We start from the raw sequence: 22,104 nt of genomic DNA, 5'->3' as shown, positions 1-22,104 counted from the left end.
TGCTACAAAGACGACTCATTTTCAAGAAGTTAGACAATTAAGATAGGATGTGGGTCGGCCGTAGCTGCCGGATGGTTTCCTGGAGCATCAAAATTTTGCCCAGGCTTTTGTAGTGCATGCGCTCCAGCTTTTTGATGACCTCTTCCATCTGCCGCACCAAGGTGCTGATTCGTTCGGATGTGTCGCCGCCCGATACAAACGGAAACACGGCTTCGGTCAATAGGTACGACCGGAGCGGAGCGCCCGCCTCCACATTTTCCAGCGCTGGCAAGCGGTAGTGCTCGGTTAGCTTCAGCAGTTCGGCAAATTTTTCCTGACAGACCGAGAGTTCAAATGTAAAGTGACTGTTCTCGGCTTCCAGCGTACCGGCATGCTTGGCAAAGTGGTTAAGAAGTTGAGCAAAACGCTGCTGAATCTCAATGGTGGCGTCGTAAAGGCGCTGGATGCAGAAATGGAACGTATAGCGCTCCTTCAGCTCTTCACGCAGATCGGCGCGTTGTTCAGGAATGCGCAAGAGGTGCAACTGGAACACACGACGGTCAAAATCCGCCAACCAATGGTTGTCTTCCTCTAGCTGATCGGTCAGCGTTTTGTAAAGATCGCCCGCACGTTCGACCGGGTACTCACGGTGATTGACTTCCACCACCCGCGGATGTTCTTTCCCTTGGAGCACGCGCAGAATTTGTTTCAGATCGCGGTGTTTCTGGCGAAAAGCATCCATCCGTACGCGCAGCGCTTCGTTATAAGGCGATTTGTCGAGCGCATGGAAAGGCAGAACGGCGCTTGCTTCTTCCAGGTCAAACTCGTGCAACATCCGTTGATCGTACGTTCCGAAATAACTTTCGTCGAACGTACTTTCTGCCACTTCGCGGTCAATAAAGGCTTGTACCATAGTCGGATCGGTAAAGACGATGTCGTTTTTACCGTACACTTCCCGGTAGAGGTGCTCACTGACCCGATGCTGCAACTGCGCAGGATTGCTGAACAGCAGCCACGCCGAGCGGGTGTCCTCTTCAGCATCGACAAAATAACGCTGGGCATGTTGAGCCCGGATGTGGTCGGGAGGATGGCTGTCGTACCAGATTTCCCGTTTGGTGCTACGCGGCGAATGCAGCCACTCGGTCTCCCAAAACCCTTCGGTCCCTTCCTGCGCCCGCAGGTGCTTGAGCGCACGCCGCTGGTGGTAGAAAAGATTATTGGTAAAGAGCTGATGGTCTGTGGCATGCGCCAGATGGTGCCACGTAAAGTCGAGCGACTTGCTGGCTTCGTCCAGCCGGGCCAGCGCCTGCACTACGGCCTGACTGCCCGTTACGCTGACGGCGACGCGGTCGGCATGAAATTCCATTTCTCGCGACAGGGACGCGTACAGCAAATTGAGCAACTGGTAGCCGATGCGCAGCATCAGCCGGATGGTGCCCGTCACCGGATAGATGATCCAGGCCGGAATGGCCAGCACCGTTTCTGACTTCCGCCACTGCGCAAGCGTATTGTCCCACCGGTCGCGCTCGTATACCATGCTGTGGATGATCCGGTTGGCTACGTGTACATAATTGCCAATGCGGATGCCGGTCTGAGCAAAGTGCCCGAATTCGTGCGCCAGCACGGCCTTGAACTCCGACAGGTTTACGCAGTTGACCAGCCCCAACCCAATGAGCAGGTTTTTGTGTACCGGCCAGATCAGACTCAGCAACGAGTGCTCGTAGAAGACCATCGCGTTGGCCTCGTGGCTGACAAACACTTTCTGCGGAAAAGGTGCCTGAGTTTCTTGGCAGAGCTGGTTCAGGAACGCGAACAGTTGAGGATGCTCGTCCGGTTGCAGTTCCAGGTGCAGCGGGCTTTGCGAACGCGATTGCCGGAACATGAATTTCAACAGAAACAGCAACACCATGCAGGCCACAAAGCCCCAGCCGACCTTGAGCAAAAGCGACCAGTGACTTTCCAGCCGGTTGTCGTACTTAATGGCTAGAAAAAGCAGGTAAGAAGCCCCCACAATCAGCCCTGCGTAGAAAGAGAAAAACAGAAAAATTCCCGCTAAAACATACACTACCTTTTTCTTGTACGAACGGGTAGTTTTCGTGAAAGGGTACCTGTAAATCTCCGGGCTATGTGGGTAGAATTTAGCCATGTAGGTAAGGCAGGAGCAAAATGGTGGTGACAGACAGAAGTGAAATAATCCCCGATGAAGTTACATGGTTGCGATACGCTGACCAAACGTTATGCAATTTTTTTTGACCTGATTCCATTAATCAAAGATATCCGCCCGCAATTGCAAGACAAAAACCCCTTTAAATAGGAATTTAACGCGAATCTTCCCGACAAGGTTTAACCAAGCCTCTTTTTTTGTAGCTATAAATGTCGCATCAGTGCCCGATAAAGGGCGACCATGGCCTCGATGTCGTCCCGATGGACGCGTTCGTGGGGCGAATGCACGTTCTCTTCCGGCGCTCCGATGAAGCACCAGTCGATCGGATAAGGCGATGCCTGAATTTCTTTGCCATCGCTCCCGCCCCATTCTTCTACTTCCAATTGGTACGGCACGCCCGTTTGACTGGCCTCGCTCACCACACGCTCCAAAAAACTCCGCCGGGGAATTCGCTGATCGCGCAGGGAAATTACCACGCCTTTGCCGGGCTTAACTCCCTCGGTGACCCACGTAATGTCGGACACGAGGGCCTGCCGGATGTGGAAACGCTCCCATAGGTACCTGACCAGATAACTCACTGACCCGCCGCCGTGTTCTTCCCAACACGAAAAACAAATCACCCCGTGCTCCAGGGTTTCGGCCACCTGCAAAGCGCTCCAAACGCCCAGACGATTGTCCAGATAGCAGCATTGCACATGCGTCGGACTTTCGCGAAAATCGGCCTTAAAGACCAGTTCGGTTCCCCGATCAATCAGCCGGGGAAAGTCCACGCACAAAATCTGCCCCTCTTCGTCGGCTACCAGCGTCGCCTCAATCTCCCCCTGCGTATCCCGGCCCACCAGCCGGTAACCCGTTTTCGCATCCGGTCCCCCAATGGGCACCAGCTTGTTGTCGTAGCGGACGGTAAACCCCACCGAATCCATGTGGGCGAAAATGGCCGTGCGCGGTTCGCCGAATACTAACATCAAACAGTCTTGCCACTCGGGGCCTTCGATTATCTCCGGCTGCACTTGCCACCGGGGCGACTGCTCGCGTATGTAGGTAAGTAGAAAATCTTTTAAAGCTGCTTCGTTGCCCGAAGGGGCGTGGACCTGACACAGACTTTTGAGTAACTCCATGCGTTATAACGTAAATGATACATACTGTGTTTGAATTCACTTATCTTCCGGGAACCATTTAGACAGGTCCGTTGTAGATGAACCCTACGGACGTGCAAACCACACAGTACATTGAATTAGCATTGGAAAGGTATGAATAAACTGCGGTTCTGTTTGCTGGCCGCCTTGTTTTTCCCCATGCTGGCCTGGGCACAGTATTCCTCCAACAACGAGGAAGAAGTGATGCTCGGCAACCCGAATATTCTGTTGACCAACATGAATATCCAGGTACAGGCGACGGAGGCGATTAACGACATGTATAACTTCAAGTTCGATCGGGCGGACATGAAGTTCAGTTGGATGAGGCAGGATCACCCCGCACACCCCCTCCCCTATTTCTTGCTCGGCTTGAGCCAATGGTGGCGCATCGTGCCCAACATCGATGTAGAGCGTTACGATGATGCATTTCTGTCTTACATGGACCAAAGCATCGAAAAGGCAGAAGCCCTGCTGGACCGCGACCCCGAAAACGTGGAAGCTAACTTTTTTCTGGCGGCCGCCTGGGGTTTCAAAGGGCGCCTCTACTCGGAACGAAAGCAGTGGCGCAAGGCCACCTTCGCTGGGAAAAACGCGCTCAACTACATGCAAAAGAGCAAAGACAAAGCTGAGCTGAGCCCGGAGTTTCTGTTCGGCGATGGATTGTATAATTACTATGCCGAGTGGATTCCGGAAAACTACTTCTGGCTGCGGCCCGTGGTGGCACTATTCCCGGACGGTGACAAGGAGCTGGGTCTGAAACAGTTGCGGGAGGTTACGCTGAATGCGTTCTATACCCGCACGGAGGCGCAGTACTTTCTGATGCAGATTTACGCGTCGGAAGAGGGACGCCCCGATCTGGCGATGCCCATCGCTACGCGCCTTTACGAGGCATACCCTGACAACGCCTTTTTCCAGCGCTATTATGCACGCCTCTGTTTTACACAGGGCCGGCTGCGCGAGGCCGAAGAAGCCTCTGCGAGTATCTTAGAGAAAATTGCGGCGCAGATGCCCGGCTACGAAGCGGTGAGCGGACGGTACGCCGCATTTTACCTCGGCTACATCAATCAGGTGCGTCACCGCGATCTCGACAAAGCCAAAGCGTATTTCCAGCAGGCAGTGCAGTTTGCCGAGGCCTCCAATCAGGACGATTCTGGCTATTACCTGTATTCGCTGGCCCATCTGGCGCGCATTGCCGACGCCCAAGGGGATGTGGGGCAGGCACGCGACTATTATCAGCTCATTAAAAAGAAAGCAGACCGCAAGCACAGCACGTACGACGAAGCGCGCACGTACCTGCGCAGTCATCGCAAAGCGTAAGAAACACAAAAGGCGAGTCACTGCGACTCGCCTTTTTCAAGAAGGGCATTGCGGTTGTAGCTGTAACGCACCGGCTCAGATGCCGTTTTGCAGCACGATGTGCTCTGGAATGGGCACCCCACGGCTGTCTTTAAACGTTTGCAAAATGATGATGGACTCCATGCTGTCGATCTCGTCGATCTCGCTGATTTCTTCCAGCATCAGACGCTGGTAGCTGGGAATATCCGACGCCACCACCTTCAACATAAAATCACCCTGGCCCGTGATGTGATGGCACTCGACCACCTCGGGAATCTCGCTGATTTTATTGATGAAGGCATCGATGTATTTCTTTTTGTGCCCGATCAGGGTGACCTGGACAAAGGTGCTGACACCCAACCCGACTTCGTGCGGGTCCAGTTTTGCGTGATAGCTTACGATCACGCCCGAGTTTTCCAGTTTCTTTACCCGTTCCAGCGTAGGGGCGGGCGACAGGCCAATCTCCTTCGACAGTTGCGCATTGGTTATTTTGGCGTTGTTCTGAAGGATGTGCAGTATTTTCCGGTCAATGTGATCAAATTTCACGCTGCTCATGACGGAGGTGGTGCTTAATAATGATGAAAGAATCGCTTGGCGGTTTGAAACACCCAAGCAGTTAGGCATTTTTTTTGGTGGTGCAAATTACAGGATTCAGCCCACTAAAAACAAAATATTATTTGCCGAAGTGGATTGTTAGTGGAGGATCTTCCCGCAAAACCGATTTTTTTGTACCCAAAACCATAAAAAACGCCGCTGGTCAGCGGCGTTTTTCAAACTCTTCCGATCGATTTTTTATCCTTAGCGGGCGTAACTCACCGAGCGCATCTCGCGAATCACCGTGACTTTGATCTGTCCCGGATATTGCATGTCTTTTTCGATTTTCTGCGAAATCTGGAACGAGAGCATCCCCGCCTGTTCGTCCGACACCGACTCGGCATCTACCAGCACGCGCAGTTCGCGCCCTGCCTGAATGGCGTAACAGTTATTGACTCCGTCGAACGACAACGCCAGGGCTTCCAGATCTTTCAAGCGCTGGATGTACGATTCCATCACTTCGCGACGCGCGCCCGGACGAGAGCCCGAAATGGCGTCACAGGCCTGCACGATGGGCGAAATCATCGTTGTCATTTCGATTTCGTCATGGTGCGCTCCGATGGCATTGCACACGTCCGCGTGCTCTTTGTACTTCTTGGCCAGGTCCATGCCCAGAATGGCGTGCGGCAGTTCCGGCTCTTCGGGCCAGACTTTCCCGATGTCGTGCAACAGTCCGGCGCGTTTGGCCATCTTGGCGTTCAGACCCAATTCGGCGGCCATGGTGGCGCAGAGGCGAGCCACTTCGCGCGAGTGCTGCAACAGGTTTTGCCCGTACGACGAGCGGAAACGCATCCGCCCTACCATCTTGATCAGTTCCGGATGCAGCCCGTGGATACCGAGGTCGATGGCCGTCCGCTCCCCGATTTCGACAATTTCGTCTTCAATGTTTTTGCGGGTTTTGGCGACTACTTCCTCAATCCGCGCCGGGTGAATCCGTCCGTCGGCCACCAGGCGGTGTAGCGACAGTCGGGCGATTTCGCGGCGTACCGGATCGAAGCCCGAGATGATGATCGCCTCCGGCGTATCGTCGACGATAATTTCAACGCCCGTGGCGGCTTCCAGCGCACGAATGTTGCGTCCTTCACGCCCGATGATCTTGCCTTTGACGTCGTCGCTTTCGATGTTGAAGACCGACACGCAGTTTTCGATGGCATGCTCCGTTGCCGTACGCTGAATCGTTTCCAGCACAACTTTCTTCGCGTCTTTTGTTGCCGACAAACGGGCTTCTTCCAGGATGTTTTTGATGGACGACGCCGCTTCGGTCTGGGCCTCGTCTTTCAACGTTTCCACCAATTGGCTCTTGGCTTCTTCGGCCGTGAGGCCCGCAATGCGCTCCAGCTTGGTGACCTGCGAGGCCTTCAGCTTTTCCATCTCCTCGCGGCGCTTTTGCACCTGCTCCAGTTGCGCGCTGACGTTTTCTTTCAGGCTGTCGAGTTCGGCTTCTTTGCGGTTGAGCTTTTCCGTCATCTTGTTCAACGTCTGCTCCCGCTGCTTCAGCTTGTTCTCGTTGGTGATGATCTGGTTTTTCTTCCGGTTGGCTTCTTCTTCGAAATTGGCTTTGAGTTGCAGGTACTTCTCTTTGGCCTGGAGCATTTTCTCTTTTTTGATGCCTTCCCCTTTCAGTTCGGCTTCTTTGAGAATAAGCTCGGCCTTCTCACGCGCTTTTTCTTCTTCCTTCTGTAAAACCTGCCTTAACAAAATACGGCCGATAAGGACTCCCGCCACCAGCCCGACCACGCCAGCGACTACTATCCAGATTATATCCATTGTTCATTCCGGGTTAAAATAGGTTGAGTACACACTCCGGTAAGCCGAAATGAAAGAGCATGGATCAGAAAAAGTTACTTGGAATGTGAGAGTTAAGACAGATTACTCGGCCAGTACCGACGAAATCAGGTCATCCAAGGTGCTCATTTTCCGGGCGAGCGTTCGCTCCAGGGTTGATTTTTCCTCTTCTGCCCGCATTTTCTCCTCTAAAGACAAAAAGGCCACCATCGCCAGCAAGTCTTGTTTATCATCCAGCCCAAACCGTTTCCGCAGCTCGGAAACCTGTTCGTTCACCAGCCGCGCGGCCGTGCGCAGGCGCTCTTCGTCAGAGGCCTCCGTGCGCATCGGGTACTCCCGGTCGATGATCTTGATCTTTATGGATAATTCGCCCATGGTAAAGCCGATAGGCTATCTTAAAACTCTGAATTACTCAAGTAAGCTATGCACTGATCGATCTCCTTGACACACTCATCAATACGTTGCCGAAGTTCGGCCGTATCCTGAGGATTTACGGGTACCGAAGTTACAATCTTACTGATTTTAGGTTGATTTTGAAAGTTACTCAGTTCCCGCTTCTGCCGTGCTACCAGCTCTTCCAGAGAGGCTTTTTCCTGCTGAATCTGTGCCAGTTCACGCTGCGAATGCCGGTACAGTTCCACCAGCCTGCGCAGGCGCCTTTCCAATTGTTCGATACGGCTAATCAGGTCCAAGGGTAATTGTGAGTTGAAGGTGCTAGTATTATACTGACGAAACTACTCCGGTGCATGTTTCAGCCCTACCGCCGGATCACGGCGCCCAGCTCGCGCTCGAAATTCTTCATGAGGCGGTCCATCGTCTTGTCGATCTCCTTGTCAGTCAGGGTCCGCTCCTGGTCTTGCAGGATGAAACTCACGGAATAGGATTTTTTCCCGGCCCCCAGCGATTCGCCTTCGTAGACATCGAACACGTTGAGGTCGCGCAACAGACGTCGCTCAGTTTTCCGGGCAATCTGCCGGATCTCCTCGAAGGTCACGTTCCGGTCCAGCACCAACGAAAGGTCGCGGCGCACTTCGGGGAAACGTGAGATTTCCTGCGTCACGAGCTGATCGCTGAACTTCTTGGTCAGGTAATCCCAGTCGAGCACGGCGCAGAACACCAGGCTCTTGAGTTCCATCTTCCGGCTCAAAGAGGTTTTCACCAGTCCCAGCGTCGCCACGTCGCGGCGATTCATCCGCAGGGTCAGGCCCCAGGCAAACTGCGGGTCTTGGGCGGGGACCTGTTCCAGTTCGTCGGCCCCCAGTTTCCGCAGTACTTTCGTGACGACATTCCCGAGTTGGAAGAAGTCGACGGGCTGCGATTTGCCCTGCCAGGTTTCGGCCCGCTGGTTGCCCTGCGCCAGCAGAATCAGTTGATCGGCTTCCTGATAGCCTTTCTCGGTTTTCTGGTAGATGCGTCCGAACTCAAACAGCCGCAGGTCGGTCTGGCGTCGGTTCAGGTTATGTGCCATTACTTCCAGTCCGGTAAACAGCAGGTGCTGCCGCAGCACACTCAGTTCTTCGCTCAGCGGATTGACCAGCGGCACGCTCTGCGCCTCGGCTCCCAGCCATTGAGCATACTCCGGCCGGGTCAGCGAATTGGTCTGAATTTCGGTAAAGCCGACGGCCGTCAGCAGCGTCGAAATGCGTTGCCGCAATGTATCGCGGTCCACCGCCGGAAACTCCGACAGAAAATCGCTCCGCAGTTGTGCGCTCACTTCCAGCTGGTCGTAGCCGTAAATCCGCAGCAGTTCTTCGGCCACATCGGCTTCCCGCTGCACGTCGACCCGGTAAGGCGGCACCCACAGGCGCAGCCCTGCGTCGGTTTCCTCCTCGATGCGAATGTCGAGCAGCTCCAGAATCTTGCGAACGCGTCCGTGCGGAATCTGCACCCCCAACAGGCGATCCAGGTGCCGGTAACGCACGTCGACCGGGAAGCCCGTCACGGGCCGCGGATGGTTGTCGGTTACGTCGGTGACGATGGTACCGCCGGCCACTTCCTGCAACAACAGGGCGGCGTACTTTGCCGCGTAGGCAGGCAGCTCCGGGTCGGTTCCCCGCTCAAAGCGGAACGAGGCATCGGTTTTGAGGCCGTGCCGCTGGGCCGTACGCCGCACGCTGCCCGGCGCGAAATAAGCGCTTTCGATGAATACGTTGGTGGTAGCTTCCGTCACGCCCGAACCCGCACCTCCGAATACTCCCGCCAATGCCACCGGTTTGTCGCCGTCGCAAATCACCAGATCTTCGGCCGAAAGCTTTCGCTCGACGTCATCCAGCGTGACCAAGGTTTCTCCTTCGTTCGCGTAGCGCACCACGATTTTGTGTCCGGCCAATTGTGCTTCGTCGAACGCGTGCAGCGGCTGCCCCAGCCCGTGCAACACGTAATTGGTCACGTCGACCACGTTGTTGATCGGTGACAAGCCGATGGCCCGCAGGCGTTGCTGTAACCATTCCGGAGAGGGGCCGACCGTAACGCCGTGTACGCTCACGCCACAGTAGCGCGGGCAACCTTCGGGCGCTTCGATTACGATCTCGACGGGGCTTTCCGCACGCGCCACGGCAAACGCCGAGACGTCGGGCTTGGTGATGGGGCGATTGTAAAGGGCCCGCAGGTCGCGCGCCACACCCAGGTGCGAGGCCGCGTCGGCCCGGTTCGGCGTCAGGCCGATTTCCAAAACGTAGTCAGTTTCCAGGTGAAAGTAGTCGGCGGCGGGGGTGCCATTGGGCAAGTCGGTATCCAGCACCATAATGCCCGCATGCGAAGCCCCGAGGCCAAGTTCATCTTCTGCACAGATCATGCCCTGCGAAACTTCGCCGCGAATTTTGGCCTTCTTGATGGTAAACGGCTCACCCTCTGCGGGGTACAATGTGGCCCCCACGGTAGCCACCACAACCTTCTGTCCGGCCGCGACATTGGGTGCACCGCACACGATGGGCACCACTTCGCTACCGAGGTCTACGGTCGTTTTGCTGAGTTTGTCGGCATCGGGGTGCTTCTCGCAGGTCAGCACCTCCCCGATTACCATGCCTTGCAGGCTGCCGGGTACGGCTTCGATCGTTTCTACGCCTTCGACTTCCAGGCCCGAGGCGGTCAGCCGCGCGTCCAGTTCTTCGGCCGACTCGTGCAGGTCGATAAAGTCGCGCAACCAATTGACGGATATTTTCATGGGGCAATGTCTAGTTAGATACAGAACACCCACACCCTGAACGAGCAAGCAGCAGACGCCTCGTTTCCCTCCGGGCGGGGTACATTCGAACCTCAAAATTAGGGAATCGTTCCACGTAGGGAAGCCACGAGCGGGATGTTCCGCTTTCGCAAAGAAAAAAACAGGAAAGGTTGTTCATTTGAAATACGCCGCTTACATTTGCTGCCCGTTTAGACGCCGAAGTGGTGAAACTGGTAGACACGCACGTTTCAGGGGCGTGTGGGCTTACGCCCGTGCGAGTTCGACTCTCGCCTTCGGCACTAAAGCAAAAGCCTTCGAGTTTTCTCGAAGGCTTTTTTATTTTCAGGCGCCAGCAAGGCGGAAGTTTCACGACAAGGTCGCCCCTACTTTCTCCAGAAGCCGTTTGGTTGCCATAATGCCTTCGAATTCGGTCAGGTAGTCGCCGGGCAGTTGCATCATCTGTTTCAGAAACGCGCCTTCGTATTCGATGCCGATAAATCCTTTGAACCCAGCATCTTTGATGAGTTTCAGCATCCGGGTAAAATCGGTTTCCACATCGTAGCCCCGGTCGTCGAACTGATGCGTTTTGGCACTGACCCCTTTCGCGTAGGGCATGAGTTTTTTCACGCCGTCGTACCGGTCGTATTCTTTGATCACCTTGGTTTTGGCAAACGCTTCGATGGTCTGCGCTTCCGGATCGGTGCGGCGGGTAAAGTTGCCGAAGTCAGGTAGTACGCCTGCGTAGGGGCTATTCACTTGCCTGACCACATCGGCCAGCCAGTCGGGATTGGTCGACGGCCCGAAGTGATTTTCGATGATCACGGCCATCTTGTGCTTCGCGCCGTAGTCTACCAGCGCGCCGTAGCCCTCCACGCCGGCCTTCGCAATTTCTTCGTCGGACCCTTTGCCGTTCAGGTTAACGCGGATGGCGTGGCACCCCAGAAACTTGGCGGCCTCCACCCATTTGTAATGGTTCTCCACCGCTTTTTTTCGTTCGGTGGCATTCGGACTTCCCAGATCGCCTTCGCCGTCGACCATGATCAGCACGTTGCGCACGCCCAGGTCGTCGGTCCGTTGCTTCAACTCGTTCAGGTACGCCTGATCTTTCGCTTTGTCCTGCCAGAAACCCGACACGTACTCCACGTTGCTGATGCCAAAGTCCCGCTTGGCCATCGCCGGAAACTCCAGGTTGGTCAGTTTCCCCGCGTAGAGCGGCCCGGCCAGGGAAAACTCGGCGAGCGAGATGTCGAAGAAAAGCTTGGGAGCAGGTATCGGTTCTGCCATGAGTTGTTGGAAGAGGGAAGAAGAAAAGCCGAGGCCGACTGCACCAAAGCTGGCTGCGCCCGCGCCCAATTGACGGAGAAAATGACGACGTGTGGATGACATAGGAAGAAGATGAAGGGTGGTGATTTTTTATTTCTCAACCGTGGCGACTTCGCCGGGTTGGTAGGTGAGGGTGAACAGGATGCAGACGACGCCGTTTTCCCCATTTGCGCTTTTGAAGACGTAGTAGAGGTCGTGCAAGCCGGTGGTCGGTTTCAAGTTGGCCGTGACCATCTGCGGTTGCGCCTGCATGGCGGGGCCTTCCGTCGGCACGATGGCAGCCGATTCTCCGATCAGCGGGCCGGTGACGGAATCGCGCCGCACCTCGATTTTCCCGCCCAATGCGCTCACCTGTTCGGTCGGGGCAGCGACCATGAAGGTAATCTGGTCGAGACCCGTCAGGTCGATCTGCGGAAAGCCGAGGTACCCGTTGGTGGAGGCAATCGCCATGTCCATCGGCGGGTCGGGCAGCTTGAATTTCATCACGTTTTCGGAAAGCTCGGCCGTCCCGGCCACCACAGTCGGGTTACGCAGCACCAGCACCTCTTCGGCTTTGGCGGAAGGCACGCCGTTCGCGCCCCGGTCGGTGTACGCCCCGCGGATAATGAAGACGCCCTGTTCTCCAGCGGGCACCTGCGGCGTATACGCCCCTTGCAGCGGCAGGGCCTGTGCCGTGGTGTTCTGCTCCAGGCTCAGGATGTATTGCACGATCTCTTTTGCATCGGCGACGGTCAGTTGCGGATGAGCGGGCATCACGGCATCGCCCCAGACGCCCCCGCCTCCCTGCACGACTTTGTTCGCCAGCCGGTCGACGGCGTCGGGTTGTCCCGCGTATTTCTGCGCCACCAGATTGTACGCCGGTCCGACCGATTTTTTGTCGATGAAGTGACAGGCTTTGCAGTCGCTGGCTTCCATCAGTTTTTTGCCCGTTGCAAACTGGGCGGAGGCATCGGCCATGCGGTGGCCCTGCGCGACTTCCACCTGATCAAACCCTTCTTTCAGGTAGTCGATGGTCAGAGCGACCTGTGCGGGCGCAATGCTACCGTCGGCCAGACTGCCGTCTTCCGGATCGGTCACCCGCACGGTGTAGTCGAACGGCCGGTTCGGCACATAAAAGCTTTTGTTGGCAGAGCCTAGGTCGATGGAAAGCCGCGGCGGTTCGTTGCCCGCCAGTACCTCGGTCCGGGCCGTTGCCGTTTCGCCCTGCCCGTCTGCCACCGACAGCACCACCTGGTAGACACCGGGTTCCGCGAACGTGTAGGTCGGATTCGGCTCCTGCAGAGTCTTAACCGTTTGCCCTTCCTTCTGAATGGCCCAGGTATAGGTCAGCGCATCACGGTCGAAATCCTGCGTGCCTTCCGATGAAAAATGGACCGTCAGCGGCGTGGCGCCCACCTGTTGGTCGGCGGTCAGTTGTACCTGCGGCTTGCGGTTGCCGCCGTTGTATTCGATGCGCACCAGGCGGGCGTCGTCGTTGCCCTGGAACCAGCCGGTGCCGTATTCCAGCATGTAGAGGTCGCCCTCCGGCCCGAACTCCAGGTCGATCGGATTGCTGAACGTGTAGCTCGGCATAAAGCGCTCCATCCGCAGGTAATTCCCGTCTTCGTCGAGCGTCACCGACATGATCCAGCCGCGCATCCACTCGTAGATGAACAGCTTACCGTCGTAGTAGGCCGGGAACGGACGCGCGGCATTCGGAAAATCTTTTTGATGATAGACCGGCCCTGCCATCGCACTGCGGCCGCCTTTCCCGAACTGCGGAAACAGCATCGTTTCTGTCGCCGGGTACCACATCATCGCGGGCTGGGCGGGGGGCAGTTCCTGCAAGCCGGTGTTGTTGGGCGAGTCGTTGCGGGGGTGTGCCGGATCAAATTGCTCGCCCGATTGTCCCGTCGCAAAGTCGTAATCCCAGTAGGCTTTATTGTTGCCCACAAAGTAAGGCCAGCCGAAGTAGCCCGGTTGCTTCGCCTGGTTGAATTCGTCTTCCGCCTGCGGACCGCGCCCCACCGAATCGACACCGGAGTCAGGCCCCACGTCGCCCCAATACAGGTAACCGGTCTGTTTGTCGACCGAGATGCGGTAGGGATTGCGATGGCCCATCGTGTAGATTTCAGGACGGGTTTTCTTTTTTCCTTTTGGAAAGAGGTTGCCTGCGGGAATGGTATACGAACCGTCGGGTTCGGGATGGATGCGCAGGATTTTGCCGCGCAGGTCGTTCGTGTTTCCCGACGATTTCTGGGCATCCCACGGACTGCGGCCCGGCCGTTCGTCGAGGGGTGCGTAACCGGTGGCACGCGGGCTGGTGTTGTCGCCAGTCGACAAGAACAAGTTCCCCTCACCGTCGAAGGCGATGGAGCCGCCGGTGTGGCAACATTGCTCCCGTTGTGTGGGGACTTCCAGCAGCACTTTTTTCGAGTCCAGCACCAGTTCGTCGCCCCGCAGTTCGTAACGCGTCAGGATGTTTTTCGGCTCGTCGCCAGCCGGAGAATAGTAGAGGTAAAGCCAGTGGTTTTGCTCGAAACGAGGATCGAGCGCCAGTCCCAGCAACCCGTCTTCCGCTTCCGTTTGTTTGCCTTCCGGATCGGTATACTTCGTACTGACCGGAATGCGCGCAATGGTCTTAATTTGCTGCGAGGCCGGATCGTACACTTGGATGTTCCCTTTCCGCTCGATGAACAACACCCGACCGTCGCGGAGCGGAGCGACTTCCATCGGCTCGTCCAGCTTTTCGGCCAGAATCACTTTGGTAAAGCGGTTTTCTTCCGGCTTGTCGGGCAGAGCGGGTGCGGACGGAGTAAAAACGGCGGCCGCTAACCCGAAGGCGGTCAGCAGGGGAAGGCCCAGCCAGAGCAAAGGGCGAGAGCGTAGAAATGCAGGCATAGGTGTGGCAGATGATGAAGAATGGAATTAAGCGAAGCAACTACCTTTGGGCAGCAATGCGTAGTGAGTACACAATATAGGATTTATTTCGTAATGCGTATCCAGTACACATTAAATTTTTATTTTTGACCTATGCACCCAGAGAACGATCTTCAGGCTTTTATCCGAGAAGGATACCTGCACTTTTTGCCCCACGTCAGCCTCGACTGCGTCGTGTTCGGTTTTCACGACAACCAATTGAAAGTGCTGTTGGTGAAATGGAAAAAGCTGGGGGGCTGGTCGCTGCCGGGCGGACGCATCAAACGGACGGAGCACATGGACGACGCGGCCCAGCGCACGCTGGAAGAACGGACCGGCATCCGCGAGATTTTCCTGCAACAGTTCCATACCTTCGGCCGGACGGACCGCACGCAGAACGCCCCGCTGGGCGACGTGGCCGACCTGTTTGGCGAGCCGATCGGTCCCGACAACTGGCTGGCAGACCGCACCGTTTCGGTGGGCTACTATGCGCTGGTCGAGTTTTCGAAGGTGAACCCCACCCCCGATTTCTTCTCGGAAGCGTGCCGCTGGTGGGATCTGCACGAGTTGCCCCCCCTTCTGTTCGATCACAACCAGATGGTGACGCAGGCGTTGCATGCGCTGCGGGCGCAGTTGCATTATCAGCCCATCGGGTATACGCTCCTGCCCGAGACGTTCACGATGCCCGAGTTGCAGGCCCTGTACGAAACGATTCTGGACCGCCCGCTGGACCGACGCAATTTTCAGAAACGGATGCTGGGACTTGGTTACTTACAGCGCCTGGACGAGCGGCGCACCATCGGCGCACACAAGTCGCCGTACCTGTACCGGTTCGACCGATTTCAGTACGAAAAGGCGTTGCAGGAAGGGTTGGGCTTTGGGCAATACGTCCCGATGACGTCTTTTGCAGGCTGATGCACGGTGATTTCTCAGTGCACAGTGGCTTCTTTTCGTTCGTACACCCAGAGTTTCCGCGCCCGGATAAAGATGTACGCGCTCCGCAGCGTGAGACCCAGTAAGAACGGTACCAGGGCTTCGTTCAGGTCCTGCGGGATGATGCCCCACAACAACAACGTCAGTCCGGTGGCGATGGCCGAGGCCAGGAAGTAGCTCGAAACCCACAGCGGCCGGTGGCGGATGAACAACAGAAACGGAATGAGGGCGTGCGTCGGCCAGGCCCACAACAGGTTGTAGTTAGCGCCCGCTGCAGTATGGTTGGTGAACCACGCCAGAAACAACAGCAGACAGCCCAGGAAGCCCACACAGAAATAGATGAAGATGTCGACCGCGTAGCTCTTGCGCCGCCGGTGCGTGATGTCGTACGCCGTTCGGCCAACCGCAATCGCAAACATGATCCAGAGCACGACCGTGGGCGTAATCCACGACGCCTCGGGCTCGTCTTCCGGCGTGGCTTCGAATAGCGTACGGGTCCCCCCTACCAGCAGGCGGGTGGAGCCGTCGGGCTGGCGCACCGTGGCACCCGAAAAAGCCGCCGCCAGAAACTCGGGCTGGTACATGTACTCGCGAGGCTTGGCAGCCCGGTCGATGCGCGACCCCAGCCCCAGGTCGATGCCGAAATTTCCCCACGCAAACTTGGGCTCATCTTCAATGTAGCGGTGAATCAGATCCCGAATCGTGTAATGCAGCCGGTTGGCGTAGCTGTAGTCGAACTTGAGAGAATCGCCCAGCACCCGCTCAAACACATCGCGAGGGCGGGTGGCACAATTGTCGAAAAAATAATCGTAGTAGTACTGCCGGTTTTTGGGCAGGTTGTTGTATTCCAGAAATTCGTAGGCCCGCTGCCGCTGCGCCGCCGAAAGCGTGAGGCTTTGTTCGTAGACCGACCGGTTGAAGTACTCGTACTGGTAGAGAAATCGCTCAAACTCGGTCCGACCCAGGCTATAGAGCATGTAGCCGCGGATAAAGTTGAGGTAAAAGTTGGGTTGGTCGAAATCGAACAAACCGTAATTGTACACCGCATCGATTCCCAGTGCGGGGTCCTGCACCCGAATTGCGCTGTGCCCAAACGCTTCAAACAGCGCATCGCCCGGCCCGCAGGTCAACAAACTCACCTGTGCCTGCGGCGAAAGTTTCTGAAACGGAGGCGGAGACTGGGCATGTAACGAGGCAGTGCCAAGAAAAAGCATTCCCAGGAAAAACAGGCATCGTTGGAAGAAATTCATAAACACGAACCGGGTGCAAGCAAAGGTAGCAAAGTCGGAGCGGGTTGCCACCGATCCATCAGCGATACAAAGAAAAAACCAACAAAGCGTATACGACGCAAATCATGGCCTCCCAGAAATTGCCCATTTTGGAGCCGGTACGAATCAGCGGGAACCCGAATTTACCTTCCCACAGCGGAAACAACCACTTCACGCCGTTCTTCGTCAGGGTGTCGGCCACCAGATGCGACACGTACCCCGCCACGGCGCTCCACGCCAATCCCGGCACATGCAACGCCTTTTCGGTCTGGTCGCCCAGGTACAGCCAGAAGCCCACCGCCCAGACGGTATGCGTCCACGACCGGTGCGGTGTAAAAGGGCTGATGCCCACAAAGCCGCCCAGCAGGTACAGCCAGTGTTCGCCCAGGTAGACGCCACCGGCGATCAGCATCAGCGCCGTGAACAGCAGCATGAACCGACGGGCTGTAGTTTCGCGCATGAAAGCGCCAATCAGCACCCCCACCAGGGAAATTTCGAGTAGCAGCGTTTGTTGCTCGCCGTGGGTATGGATGTAACTGTACACGGCCAGCCCAACGGCCAGGATACAAATCAGGGCTTTCAGGTACACGTGGCTGAAACTGATGCGGCGACTGATGCGGCTTTCGGGATGGTCAAGGTCGGGCGCCAGCGAAGAAACCGCCGCCACGGTGAGGCCGGTGACGGAAAAAGGCACGGCGGGACTCAGCGCCGCGATGGCCGCGCCGGTAGTAATGCCAATAGCCAAATGAGAAATCCCGCGCATGCGTGCAATGAGCAAAAGGCTCTGATTAGTAACCCTGTAGTACTACGGTTTATTGCCACCTTCCGGCGGTCGCGTAAGGTTTCTGCCCACAAAACCGGCCTTACTCCGACTTGTAGATGATCCCGTCCTTCATCACGAACGTAACGTGCTCCAGGGTTTTGATGTTGGTGAGCGGATTTTCGTCGACGGCCACCAGATCGGCCATTTTCCCCGCCTCGACCGAACCGAGTTGGTTGCTCACCTGCAAGACTTCGGCGGCGGAACTCGTGGCGGCTTTGATGGCTTCCATCGGGGGCATGCCCGCGTCGACCATGTAGCCGAACTCACGCGCATTTTCCCCGTGTTTGAACACACCCGCGTCGGTGCCGAAGGCAATCTTGACGCCCCGTTTGTAGGCCTTCGCGAAGTTGTCCTGGATTTTCGGGCCGATGGCGCGGGCTTTGGGCACCACCACTTCGGGATAGTAGCCCGGCTTTTCGGCGTTGGCGGCAGCTTCTTTCCCCGCCGTGATGGTCGGTACGTACCAGGTGCCGTGCTCAACCATCAGGTCCATCGTCTCGTCGTCCATCAGCGTGCCGTGTTCGATGGTCGTAATGCCCGCCCGAATGGCTCGTTTCATCCCTTCCGCACCGTGGGCATGGGCTGCCGTGATCATCCCGTAATCTTTTGCTGTTTCCACAATCGCCCGGATTTCTTCTTCGGTAAACTGCGGACCGGAACCGTCTTTCGCCACACTCAGCACACCGCCGGTCGCCGTAATTTTAATCACGTCTGCTCCGTTTTTATACCGCTGCCGCACGGCCTTACGCGCCTCTTCCGGTCCGTTGATCACGCCTTCGGCCGGACCGGGATCGCCCCGCAGGTCGTCGCGCATGCCGTTGCTCGGGTCGGCGTGTCCTCCGGTCGAGGCAATCGATTTTTCGGCGGTGTAGACGCGCGGTCCTTCAGCGTAGCCGCTGTTGATGGCGTTGCGCAGGGCCACGTTGACGCCCGACCCGCCCAGGTCGCGCACGGTGGTAAACCCGGCCAGCAGCGTCCGCCTGGCGTATACCGCCGACCGAAACGCCAGATCGGCTTTGTTCAGCCGAAACCGGTCGATGTACGTGCTGGGGCTCGACTCGCTTTCCAGGTGTACGTGCAGGTCGAAAAAGCCAGGCATTACGGTCTTCTGACGCAGGTCGACGAGCGAATCGCCCGTGCCGGGTTGCACAAATCCTTTCTGCACGGCGACTATCTGCTTCCCTTCTACCACCACCGTCATTTTCTCCTGCGCCTTGTTTTGTTTGCCGTCGATCAGGCGACCGCAATGCAGGTAGATTTTCTGGGCCTGCGCGCTCCAGGCAACCCCGAGCAGCAGCAAGAGCATGAGTGACTTTTTCAACATGGTGCAATTAAGATATGGAATAAGGACACGGTCTGCATCGTACCAAATATAGACTTAAAACCATGGATTCATGAAAACTACATTGCTTTCTGTTTTGCTCTGGGGCATTGCCACCGTTGCCCAGGCCCAAGTTGGCGACCTGCAGGTCGCTTACCAACTGCGCGGCTATTTCTTCGCCGGTACGGCCGTTGAGGATACCCGCGCGCTGGGTGGGTTTGCGTCGAGCCGGAACCTGCCGAGGCCGCTCCCTCCTACTGTGGTTCCCGCCCAGCAGGGACTCTTTGTGTGGGTCGCGACCGATACGCCCGCGCGCTTTGACAAAAAGTACCGCGGACACAGGGTTTACCTCGGCAACCGCACCGATACCCTGACGGCCTTCGAAGCGTCCGACAGTCGGCTTTCGATCGTCACCGAAGCATTTTATCAGGACCGATGGCAACCCATCGAGTACCTGCCGTCGAGTTGGTGCGGCAACAGCTACCACCGCGTTTTTCTGAAGCCCGACCAGTACTGGAGCTTTGTGATGCCGGCCTACAACGGCCCGATTCCGGTTTCGCTTCGACTGAAGGTGCAGGTCGATCAGCACACGGTGCTCTACTCCAACGAATTTTCCGGTTCGGTGACGCCAGAGCAATTCACTACGAAAGAGGGACACACGCCACTCGACATCATGGACCCGTACGTCGATTAAACCTCAGTGTTCCCGGAACGTCTTCTCGCCGGCTTCGATGCGGATCGGCAGTCGGTTCACGGCCGGAGGAATGGGGCACGAATACCGGTCGCTGTACGCGCAGTAGGGATTATACGCGCGATTGAAGTCCAGCACCAAAGCTGAGCTTTCGTCTGCAGGCATGCTGAGATCGAGGTACCGGCCTCCGCCATAGGTCTCGCCGCCGCTGGTCTGGTCAGTAAAGGGCAGGAACAGGTACTTCTCGTAGCCGGGGCGTTGGGCGATGTCGGGACTGAAATAAATCGTCAGGACCAGGGCGGTATCGCGGAGGGTAAAGTGCGCCTTTCCCCATTCGACGTAGGTCGGCAGCCGGTCGGTCGAGGTGCGCATCTGAAACGGCTGAGCGTCGGGCGTACGCTCAAGGCGAGCCACCACGCGGTAAGAAGAGTCACCGGGGAAGTAGAACAAACCCTGAAATGCACGTTTGTCGGCACGCGCCAGAGGTGACTCCGACGAGCGTTTGAACTCTTTGTTCTTTTCCTGCCGGTGCGCGGCCAGCTCGGTGGCGAAATCGCTTTGCGCCCACAAGGCCTCCGCGCCGCCCAGGAGCAGCCAGAACATTGCAAAAAGTAGTCTCATCGCAGCTTTACGCCCGCCTGGGCTTCAAATTGTTCGTCCGGCACCAGCATAATCAGGCCCATGCCGTTGTTGAATGCATCGACCGCGCCGCTCATGGGTTCGAGGGCTACCGTCGTTCGAGTGGGGTGGGTAAACACCTGCAGGTAGTTGAATTTGCCCGGACCTGCTTCCTGCCACACAACCAGCGTCGCCTCCCGGCCAACGAGGCGCGTTTCTACGGTTCCTTCGTGGGCTTCCAGGGCGAGGCAGTGGTTCAGGTCGTGCTCGGCCAGCGCCGTCGGGGCGGCAAAGGTTGCAAACGACTCGACACGTCCGCCCGGCACCAGCCACTCGTTGAGGCGTACGCGCTTGCAGGCCGGCAACTGGAGTTGCAGCTCATCTACAGAAGAGGACAGACGGAAGTACGGGTGCCATCCGGCCACCAGGGGGGCAGCGTGGTTACTTTCGTTCGTGACGCGCAGCGTAGCCGAAAATCCCTCGGCGGCGTGCAGCCGATAGAGGATCTCGACCCGAAACGCAAACGGATAGCCGTCGGGGTCGCCAGGGTGGCGCGCTTCCAACCGAACCACCGCCTCCTCGTCGTGGGTCTGCACCGATACCACCTCGAACGCCCTCCGGTACACCAGTCCGTGTAGGGCATGGTGGCGCTCCGGTTCGTTGATCGGCAGTTGGTACGTGTGCGCGCCGAAGTGATACTGCCCGTCTTTGACGCGATTGGCAAACGGCACGAGCCACGAATTTTTGTAGCGTTCCGGTTGCCCTTCTGCCAGTTCGGACGGATCGCACACTCCGTCGAGTACCGAAAAAGCGGTTCCGTCTTTTTGCAGCACCAGCTCGGTAAGGGCGCCGCCGTACGCGGGCAAGATCGTCAGGGAAAGTGGGGTGGCGTCGTCGAATACGCGCAGGCGCGTCCACGGGCCAAAAGATTCGGTGGTTTGTTGAAACATCGGGAATACAGCGTCGAACGTTCCGTCCAAGAGGCGAACCAAGGCCTCTCGCGAAACGCGAAACTACGGAGATCCCGGTACTGTTTCCAACTTACTCGGCCGAAGGCACCGCCGAATGGTTCTCCCAGCGATTTTCTTCAAACTCGGCAATCAGCACCAGGGCACGGTCGGCATCGCGTTCGAACACGAACAGATCAATGGCCGAGGGCACGCCCGTCACCACGCCTGCCATCAGGCCCGACTGAAAATCGTCGCGAACCAGGGTGGGAATGCCGTTTTCTTCCAGATGCTCCATACGTACGTCGACGTCGATCATCGTGCCGGTATAAACTTTGATCAGTCTTTCTTGCTCGTTCATGGCCGTAGTGGTAAGTGATGTAGAGTAAGATAGCGATTTCGTCGTAAGGAACGAACAACCGGTGGCGTAAATATTTGTACGCAGTTACCTCTTGATCAGGTTGATAAACAACTCGCGACCGGCGCGGGGCGGAATGGAGTTGTAGGCCCGGTCCAGGGTACGGATCTCGAACAGGTCGGCAAAGTAGGTCAGGTACTCCTCGCGATTTCCTCCAAACGGCGGGTGGTCCTGAAACAACGGATCGTCGAACAACACCCCCACCAGATGCCCCCCCGGTGCCAGCAGCGCGTGCATCTTTTCGGCATAGGCGCGGCGCAACGCCGGATCGAGCGCACAGAAAAACGTCTGCTCGACAATACGGTCGTATGGCCCCGTCAGGTGAAAGAAGTCGTCCTGAATCAGATGATCGGCAGGAAACGCCGGATAGCGCTCCTGAAAGTTCCGCAGGGGCGTCTGCGCCAGGTCGACGACATACACCTCGGTAAATCCCTGTTCGAACAAATACCCCGCCTCGTGGCTGTTCCCGCCGCCGGGAATCAGGATGCGGAGCGCCTTGTTTTCCAACTGATCGAAATAGGCTCGCAGCGGGGTGGTGATGGCCCCGGCATCCCAGCCGGTTTGCCCCGTCTGGTAGCGATTCTCCCAATATTCCGCAGTAAACGGCGTTTTACTCATGATTAAATGTTGTATAATTGGCCTAACTTTGCACGTACAAGTGTAAAATAACTTCAAGGACCAAACACCTTACACGATTACCTGCACACG

Annotated in this window: 19 protein-coding genes and 1 tRNA gene; 4 read left to right on the top strand and 16 right to left on the bottom strand. The window is 56.9% G+C overall.

The window, feature by feature from the left end; genetic code table 11:
- Window positions 1–37: 37 nt before the first annotated feature.
- Together BLR44_RS06655 and BLR44_RS06650 are read right to left on the bottom strand one after the other, a co-directional pair.
- Window positions 38–2,125: a M48 family metallopeptidase gene (locus BLR44_RS06655; RefSeq protein WP_089680499.1), complete on the bottom strand. Its 2,088-nt coding sequence runs from the start codon at window positions 2,123–2,125 to the stop codon at window positions 38–40.
- 221 nt (window positions 2,126–2,346) lie between these two features.
- A complete protein-coding gene (locus tag BLR44_RS06650) occupies window positions 2,347–3,261 on the bottom strand; it encodes a M20/M25/M40 family metallo-hydrolase (protein WP_089680497.1) in 915 nt (304 codons plus the stop codon).
- A 132-nt stretch (window positions 3,262–3,393) separates the two neighbouring features.
- Here BLR44_RS06650 and BLR44_RS06645 point away from each other — a divergent pair, with 132 nt between their 5' ends.
- The gene (locus BLR44_RS06645) at window positions 3,394–4,596 is read left to right on the top strand and encodes a tetratricopeptide repeat protein (protein ID WP_245705987.1); all 1,203 of its coding nucleotides are present in this window, start codon (window positions 3,394–3,396) and stop codon (window positions 4,594–4,596) included.
- A 75-nt stretch (window positions 4,597–4,671) separates the two neighbouring features.
- On the opposite strand, the gene BLR44_RS06640 is transcribed toward BLR44_RS06645, so the two are convergent.
- From BLR44_RS06640 to pheT, 5 genes are all read right to left on the bottom strand, one after another.
- On the bottom strand, window positions 4,672–5,169 hold the full coding sequence (locus BLR44_RS06640) for an Lrp/AsnC family transcriptional regulator (protein ID WP_089680494.1): 498 nt from the start codon (window positions 5,167–5,169) through the stop codon (window positions 4,672–4,674).
- A 243-nt stretch (window positions 5,170–5,412) separates the two neighbouring features.
- Window positions 5,413–6,975, bottom strand: a complete 1,563-nt coding sequence (gene rny / locus BLR44_RS06635) for a ribonuclease Y (RefSeq protein WP_089680492.1) — start codon at window positions 6,973–6,975, stop codon at window positions 5,413–5,415.
- A 102-nt stretch (window positions 6,976–7,077) separates the two neighbouring features.
- Window positions 7,078–7,368: a cell division protein ZapA gene (locus BLR44_RS06630; RefSeq protein WP_089680490.1), complete on the bottom strand. Its 291-nt coding sequence runs from the start codon at window positions 7,366–7,368 to the stop codon at window positions 7,078–7,080.
- Between the two features lie 20 nt (window positions 7,369–7,388).
- Complete coding sequence (locus BLR44_RS06625) at window positions 7,389–7,685, bottom strand: hypothetical protein (protein ID WP_245705986.1); 297 nt, start codon at window positions 7,683–7,685, stop codon at window positions 7,389–7,391.
- Between the two features lie 65 nt (window positions 7,686–7,750).
- Window positions 7,751–10,156 (bottom strand): phenylalanine--tRNA ligase subunit beta, encoded by a 2,406-nt coding sequence (gene pheT / locus BLR44_RS06620; protein WP_089680488.1) that lies wholly within the window; start codon window positions 10,154–10,156, stop codon window positions 7,751–7,753.
- 215 nt (window positions 10,157–10,371) lie between these two features.
- Between pheT and BLR44_RS06615 the strand changes: the two genes are divergently transcribed.
- Window positions 10,372–10,455 (top strand) — tRNA-Leu (locus BLR44_RS06615).
- Window positions 10,456–10,522: 67 nt separating this feature from the next.
- Here BLR44_RS06615 and BLR44_RS06610 read toward each other — a convergent pair.
- Both BLR44_RS06610 and BLR44_RS06605 read right to left on the bottom strand, forming a co-directional pair.
- Window positions 10,523–11,542 (bottom strand): sugar phosphate isomerase/epimerase family protein, encoded by a 1,020-nt coding sequence (locus BLR44_RS06610; RefSeq protein ID WP_089680486.1) that lies wholly within the window; start codon window positions 11,540–11,542, stop codon window positions 10,523–10,525.
- A 27-nt stretch (window positions 11,543–11,569) separates the two neighbouring features.
- Complete coding sequence (locus BLR44_RS06605) at window positions 11,570–14,359, bottom strand: PQQ-dependent sugar dehydrogenase (RefSeq protein ID WP_089680484.1); 2,790 nt, start codon at window positions 14,357–14,359, stop codon at window positions 11,570–11,572.
- 132 nt (window positions 14,360–14,491) lie between these two features.
- Between BLR44_RS06605 and BLR44_RS06600 the strand changes: the two genes are divergently transcribed.
- Window positions 14,492–15,292, top strand: coding sequence for an NUDIX hydrolase (locus BLR44_RS06600; RefSeq protein WP_089680482.1), 801 nt, complete (start codon window positions 14,492–14,494; stop codon window positions 15,290–15,292).
- Between the two features lie 14 nt (window positions 15,293–15,306).
- Here BLR44_RS06600 and BLR44_RS06595 read toward each other — a convergent pair whose 3' ends face one another.
- The 3 genes from BLR44_RS06595 to BLR44_RS06585 form a co-directional block, all read right to left on the bottom strand.
- Window positions 15,307–16,560, bottom strand: coding sequence for a lipoprotein N-acyltransferase Lnb domain-containing protein (locus tag BLR44_RS06595; RefSeq protein WP_089680480.1), 1,254 nt, complete (start codon window positions 16,558–16,560; stop codon window positions 15,307–15,309).
- 58 nt (window positions 16,561–16,618) lie between these two features.
- Entirely contained in the window at window positions 16,619–17,341 is a 723-nt protein-coding gene (locus tag BLR44_RS06590) for a metal-dependent hydrolase (protein ID WP_143017160.1), read from the bottom strand.
- A gap of 100 nt (window positions 17,342–17,441) precedes the next feature.
- On the bottom strand, window positions 17,442–18,725 hold the full coding sequence (locus BLR44_RS06585) for a metal-dependent hydrolase family protein (protein ID WP_089680476.1): 1,284 nt from the start codon (window positions 18,723–18,725) through the stop codon (window positions 17,442–17,444).
- A 70-nt stretch (window positions 18,726–18,795) separates the two neighbouring features.
- Between BLR44_RS06585 and BLR44_RS06580 the strand changes: the two genes are divergently transcribed.
- Entirely contained in the window at window positions 18,796–19,416 is a 621-nt protein-coding gene (locus tag BLR44_RS06580) for a hypothetical protein (RefSeq protein ID WP_143017159.1), read from the top strand.
- A gap of 3 nt (window positions 19,417–19,419) precedes the next feature.
- Here BLR44_RS06580 and BLR44_RS06575 read toward each other — a convergent pair whose 3' ends face one another.
- The 4 genes from BLR44_RS06575 to BLR44_RS06560 all read right to left on the bottom strand — a co-directional run bounded on the left by BLR44_RS06575 (window position 19,420) and on the right by BLR44_RS06560 (window position 22,014).
- Window positions 19,420–20,016, bottom strand: a complete 597-nt coding sequence (locus tag BLR44_RS06575; RefSeq protein WP_176955922.1) for a DUF1684 domain-containing protein — start codon at window positions 20,014–20,016, stop codon at window positions 19,420–19,422.
- Between the two features lie 14 nt (window positions 20,017–20,030).
- The gene (locus tag BLR44_RS06570) at window positions 20,031–21,023 is read right to left on the bottom strand and encodes an aldose 1-epimerase (RefSeq protein WP_218127021.1); all 993 of its coding nucleotides are present in this window, start codon (window positions 21,021–21,023) and stop codon (window positions 20,031–20,033) included.
- 49 nt (window positions 21,024–21,072) lie between these two features.
- Window positions 21,073–21,339, bottom strand: coding sequence for a putative signal transducing protein (locus BLR44_RS06565; protein WP_089680469.1), 267 nt, complete (start codon window positions 21,337–21,339; stop codon window positions 21,073–21,075).
- An 84-nt stretch (window positions 21,340–21,423) separates the two neighbouring features.
- A complete protein-coding gene (locus tag BLR44_RS06560) occupies window positions 21,424–22,014 on the bottom strand; it encodes a class I SAM-dependent methyltransferase (RefSeq protein ID WP_089680467.1) in 591 nt (196 codons plus the stop codon).
- Window positions 22,015–22,104: the final 90 nt, after the last annotated feature.

The sequence above is a fragment of the Catalinimonas alkaloidigena genome (assembly GCF_900100765.1).
GTDB classification, from domain to species: Bacteria; Bacteroidota; Bacteroidia; order Cytophagales; family Flexibacteraceae; genus Mooreia; species Mooreia alkaloidigena.
This window is presented reverse-complemented; position numbering and strand designations above follow the sequence as displayed.

Coding starts and splice junctions, on each gene's coding strand:
- BLR44_RS06655 (WP_089680499.1), bottom strand. CDS start 2,125: ATGGCTAAATTCTACCCACATAGCCCGGAGATTTACAGGTACCCTTTC.
- BLR44_RS06650 (WP_089680497.1), bottom strand. CDS start 3,261: ATGGAGTTACTCAAAAGTCTGTGTCAGGTCCACGCCCCTTCGGGCAAC.
- BLR44_RS06645 (WP_245705987.1), top strand. CDS start 3,394: ATGAATAAACTGCGGTTCTGTTTGCTGGCCGCCTTGTTTTTCCCCATG.
- BLR44_RS06640 (WP_089680494.1), bottom strand. CDS start 5,169: ATGAGCAGCGTGAAATTTGATCACATTGACCGGAAAATACTGCACATC.
- rny (WP_089680492.1), bottom strand. CDS start 6,975: ATGGATATAATCTGGATAGTAGTCGCTGGCGTGGTCGGGCTGGTGGCG.
- BLR44_RS06630 (WP_089680490.1), bottom strand. CDS start 7,368: ATGGGCGAATTATCCATAAAGATCAAGATCATCGACCGGGAGTACCCG.
- pheT (WP_089680488.1), bottom strand. CDS start 10,156: ATGAAAATATCCGTCAATTGGTTGCGCGACTTTATCGACCTGCACGAG.
- BLR44_RS06610 (WP_089680486.1), bottom strand. CDS start 11,542: ATGTCATCCACACGTCGTCATTTTCTCCGTCAATTGGGCGCGGGCGCA.
- BLR44_RS06605 (WP_089680484.1), bottom strand. CDS start 14,359: ATGCCTGCATTTCTACGCTCTCGCCCTTTGCTCTGGCTGGGCCTTCCC.
- BLR44_RS06600 (WP_089680482.1), top strand. CDS start 14,492: ATGCACCCAGAGAACGATCTTCAGGCTTTTATCCGAGAAGGATACCTG.
- BLR44_RS06595 (WP_089680480.1), bottom strand. CDS start 16,560: ATGAATTTCTTCCAACGATGCCTGTTTTTCCTGGGAATGCTTTTTCTT.
- BLR44_RS06590 (WP_143017160.1), bottom strand. CDS start 17,341: ATGCGCGGGATTTCTCATTTGGCTATTGGCATTACTACCGGCGCGGCC.
- BLR44_RS06585 (WP_089680476.1), bottom strand. CDS start 18,725: ATGTTGAAAAAGTCACTCATGCTCTTGCTGCTGCTCGGGGTTGCCTGG.
- BLR44_RS06580 (WP_143017159.1), top strand. CDS start 18,796: ATGAAAACTACATTGCTTTCTGTTTTGCTCTGGGGCATTGCCACCGTT.
- BLR44_RS06575 (WP_176955922.1), bottom strand. CDS start 20,016: ATGTTCTGGCTGCTCCTGGGCGGCGCGGAGGCCTTGTGGGCGCAAAGC.
- BLR44_RS06565 (WP_089680469.1), bottom strand. CDS start 21,339: ATGAACGAGCAAGAAAGACTGATCAAAGTTTATACCGGCACGATGATC.
- BLR44_RS06560 (WP_089680467.1), bottom strand. CDS start 22,014: ATGAGTAAAACGCCGTTTACTGCGGAATATTGGGAGAATCGCTACCAG.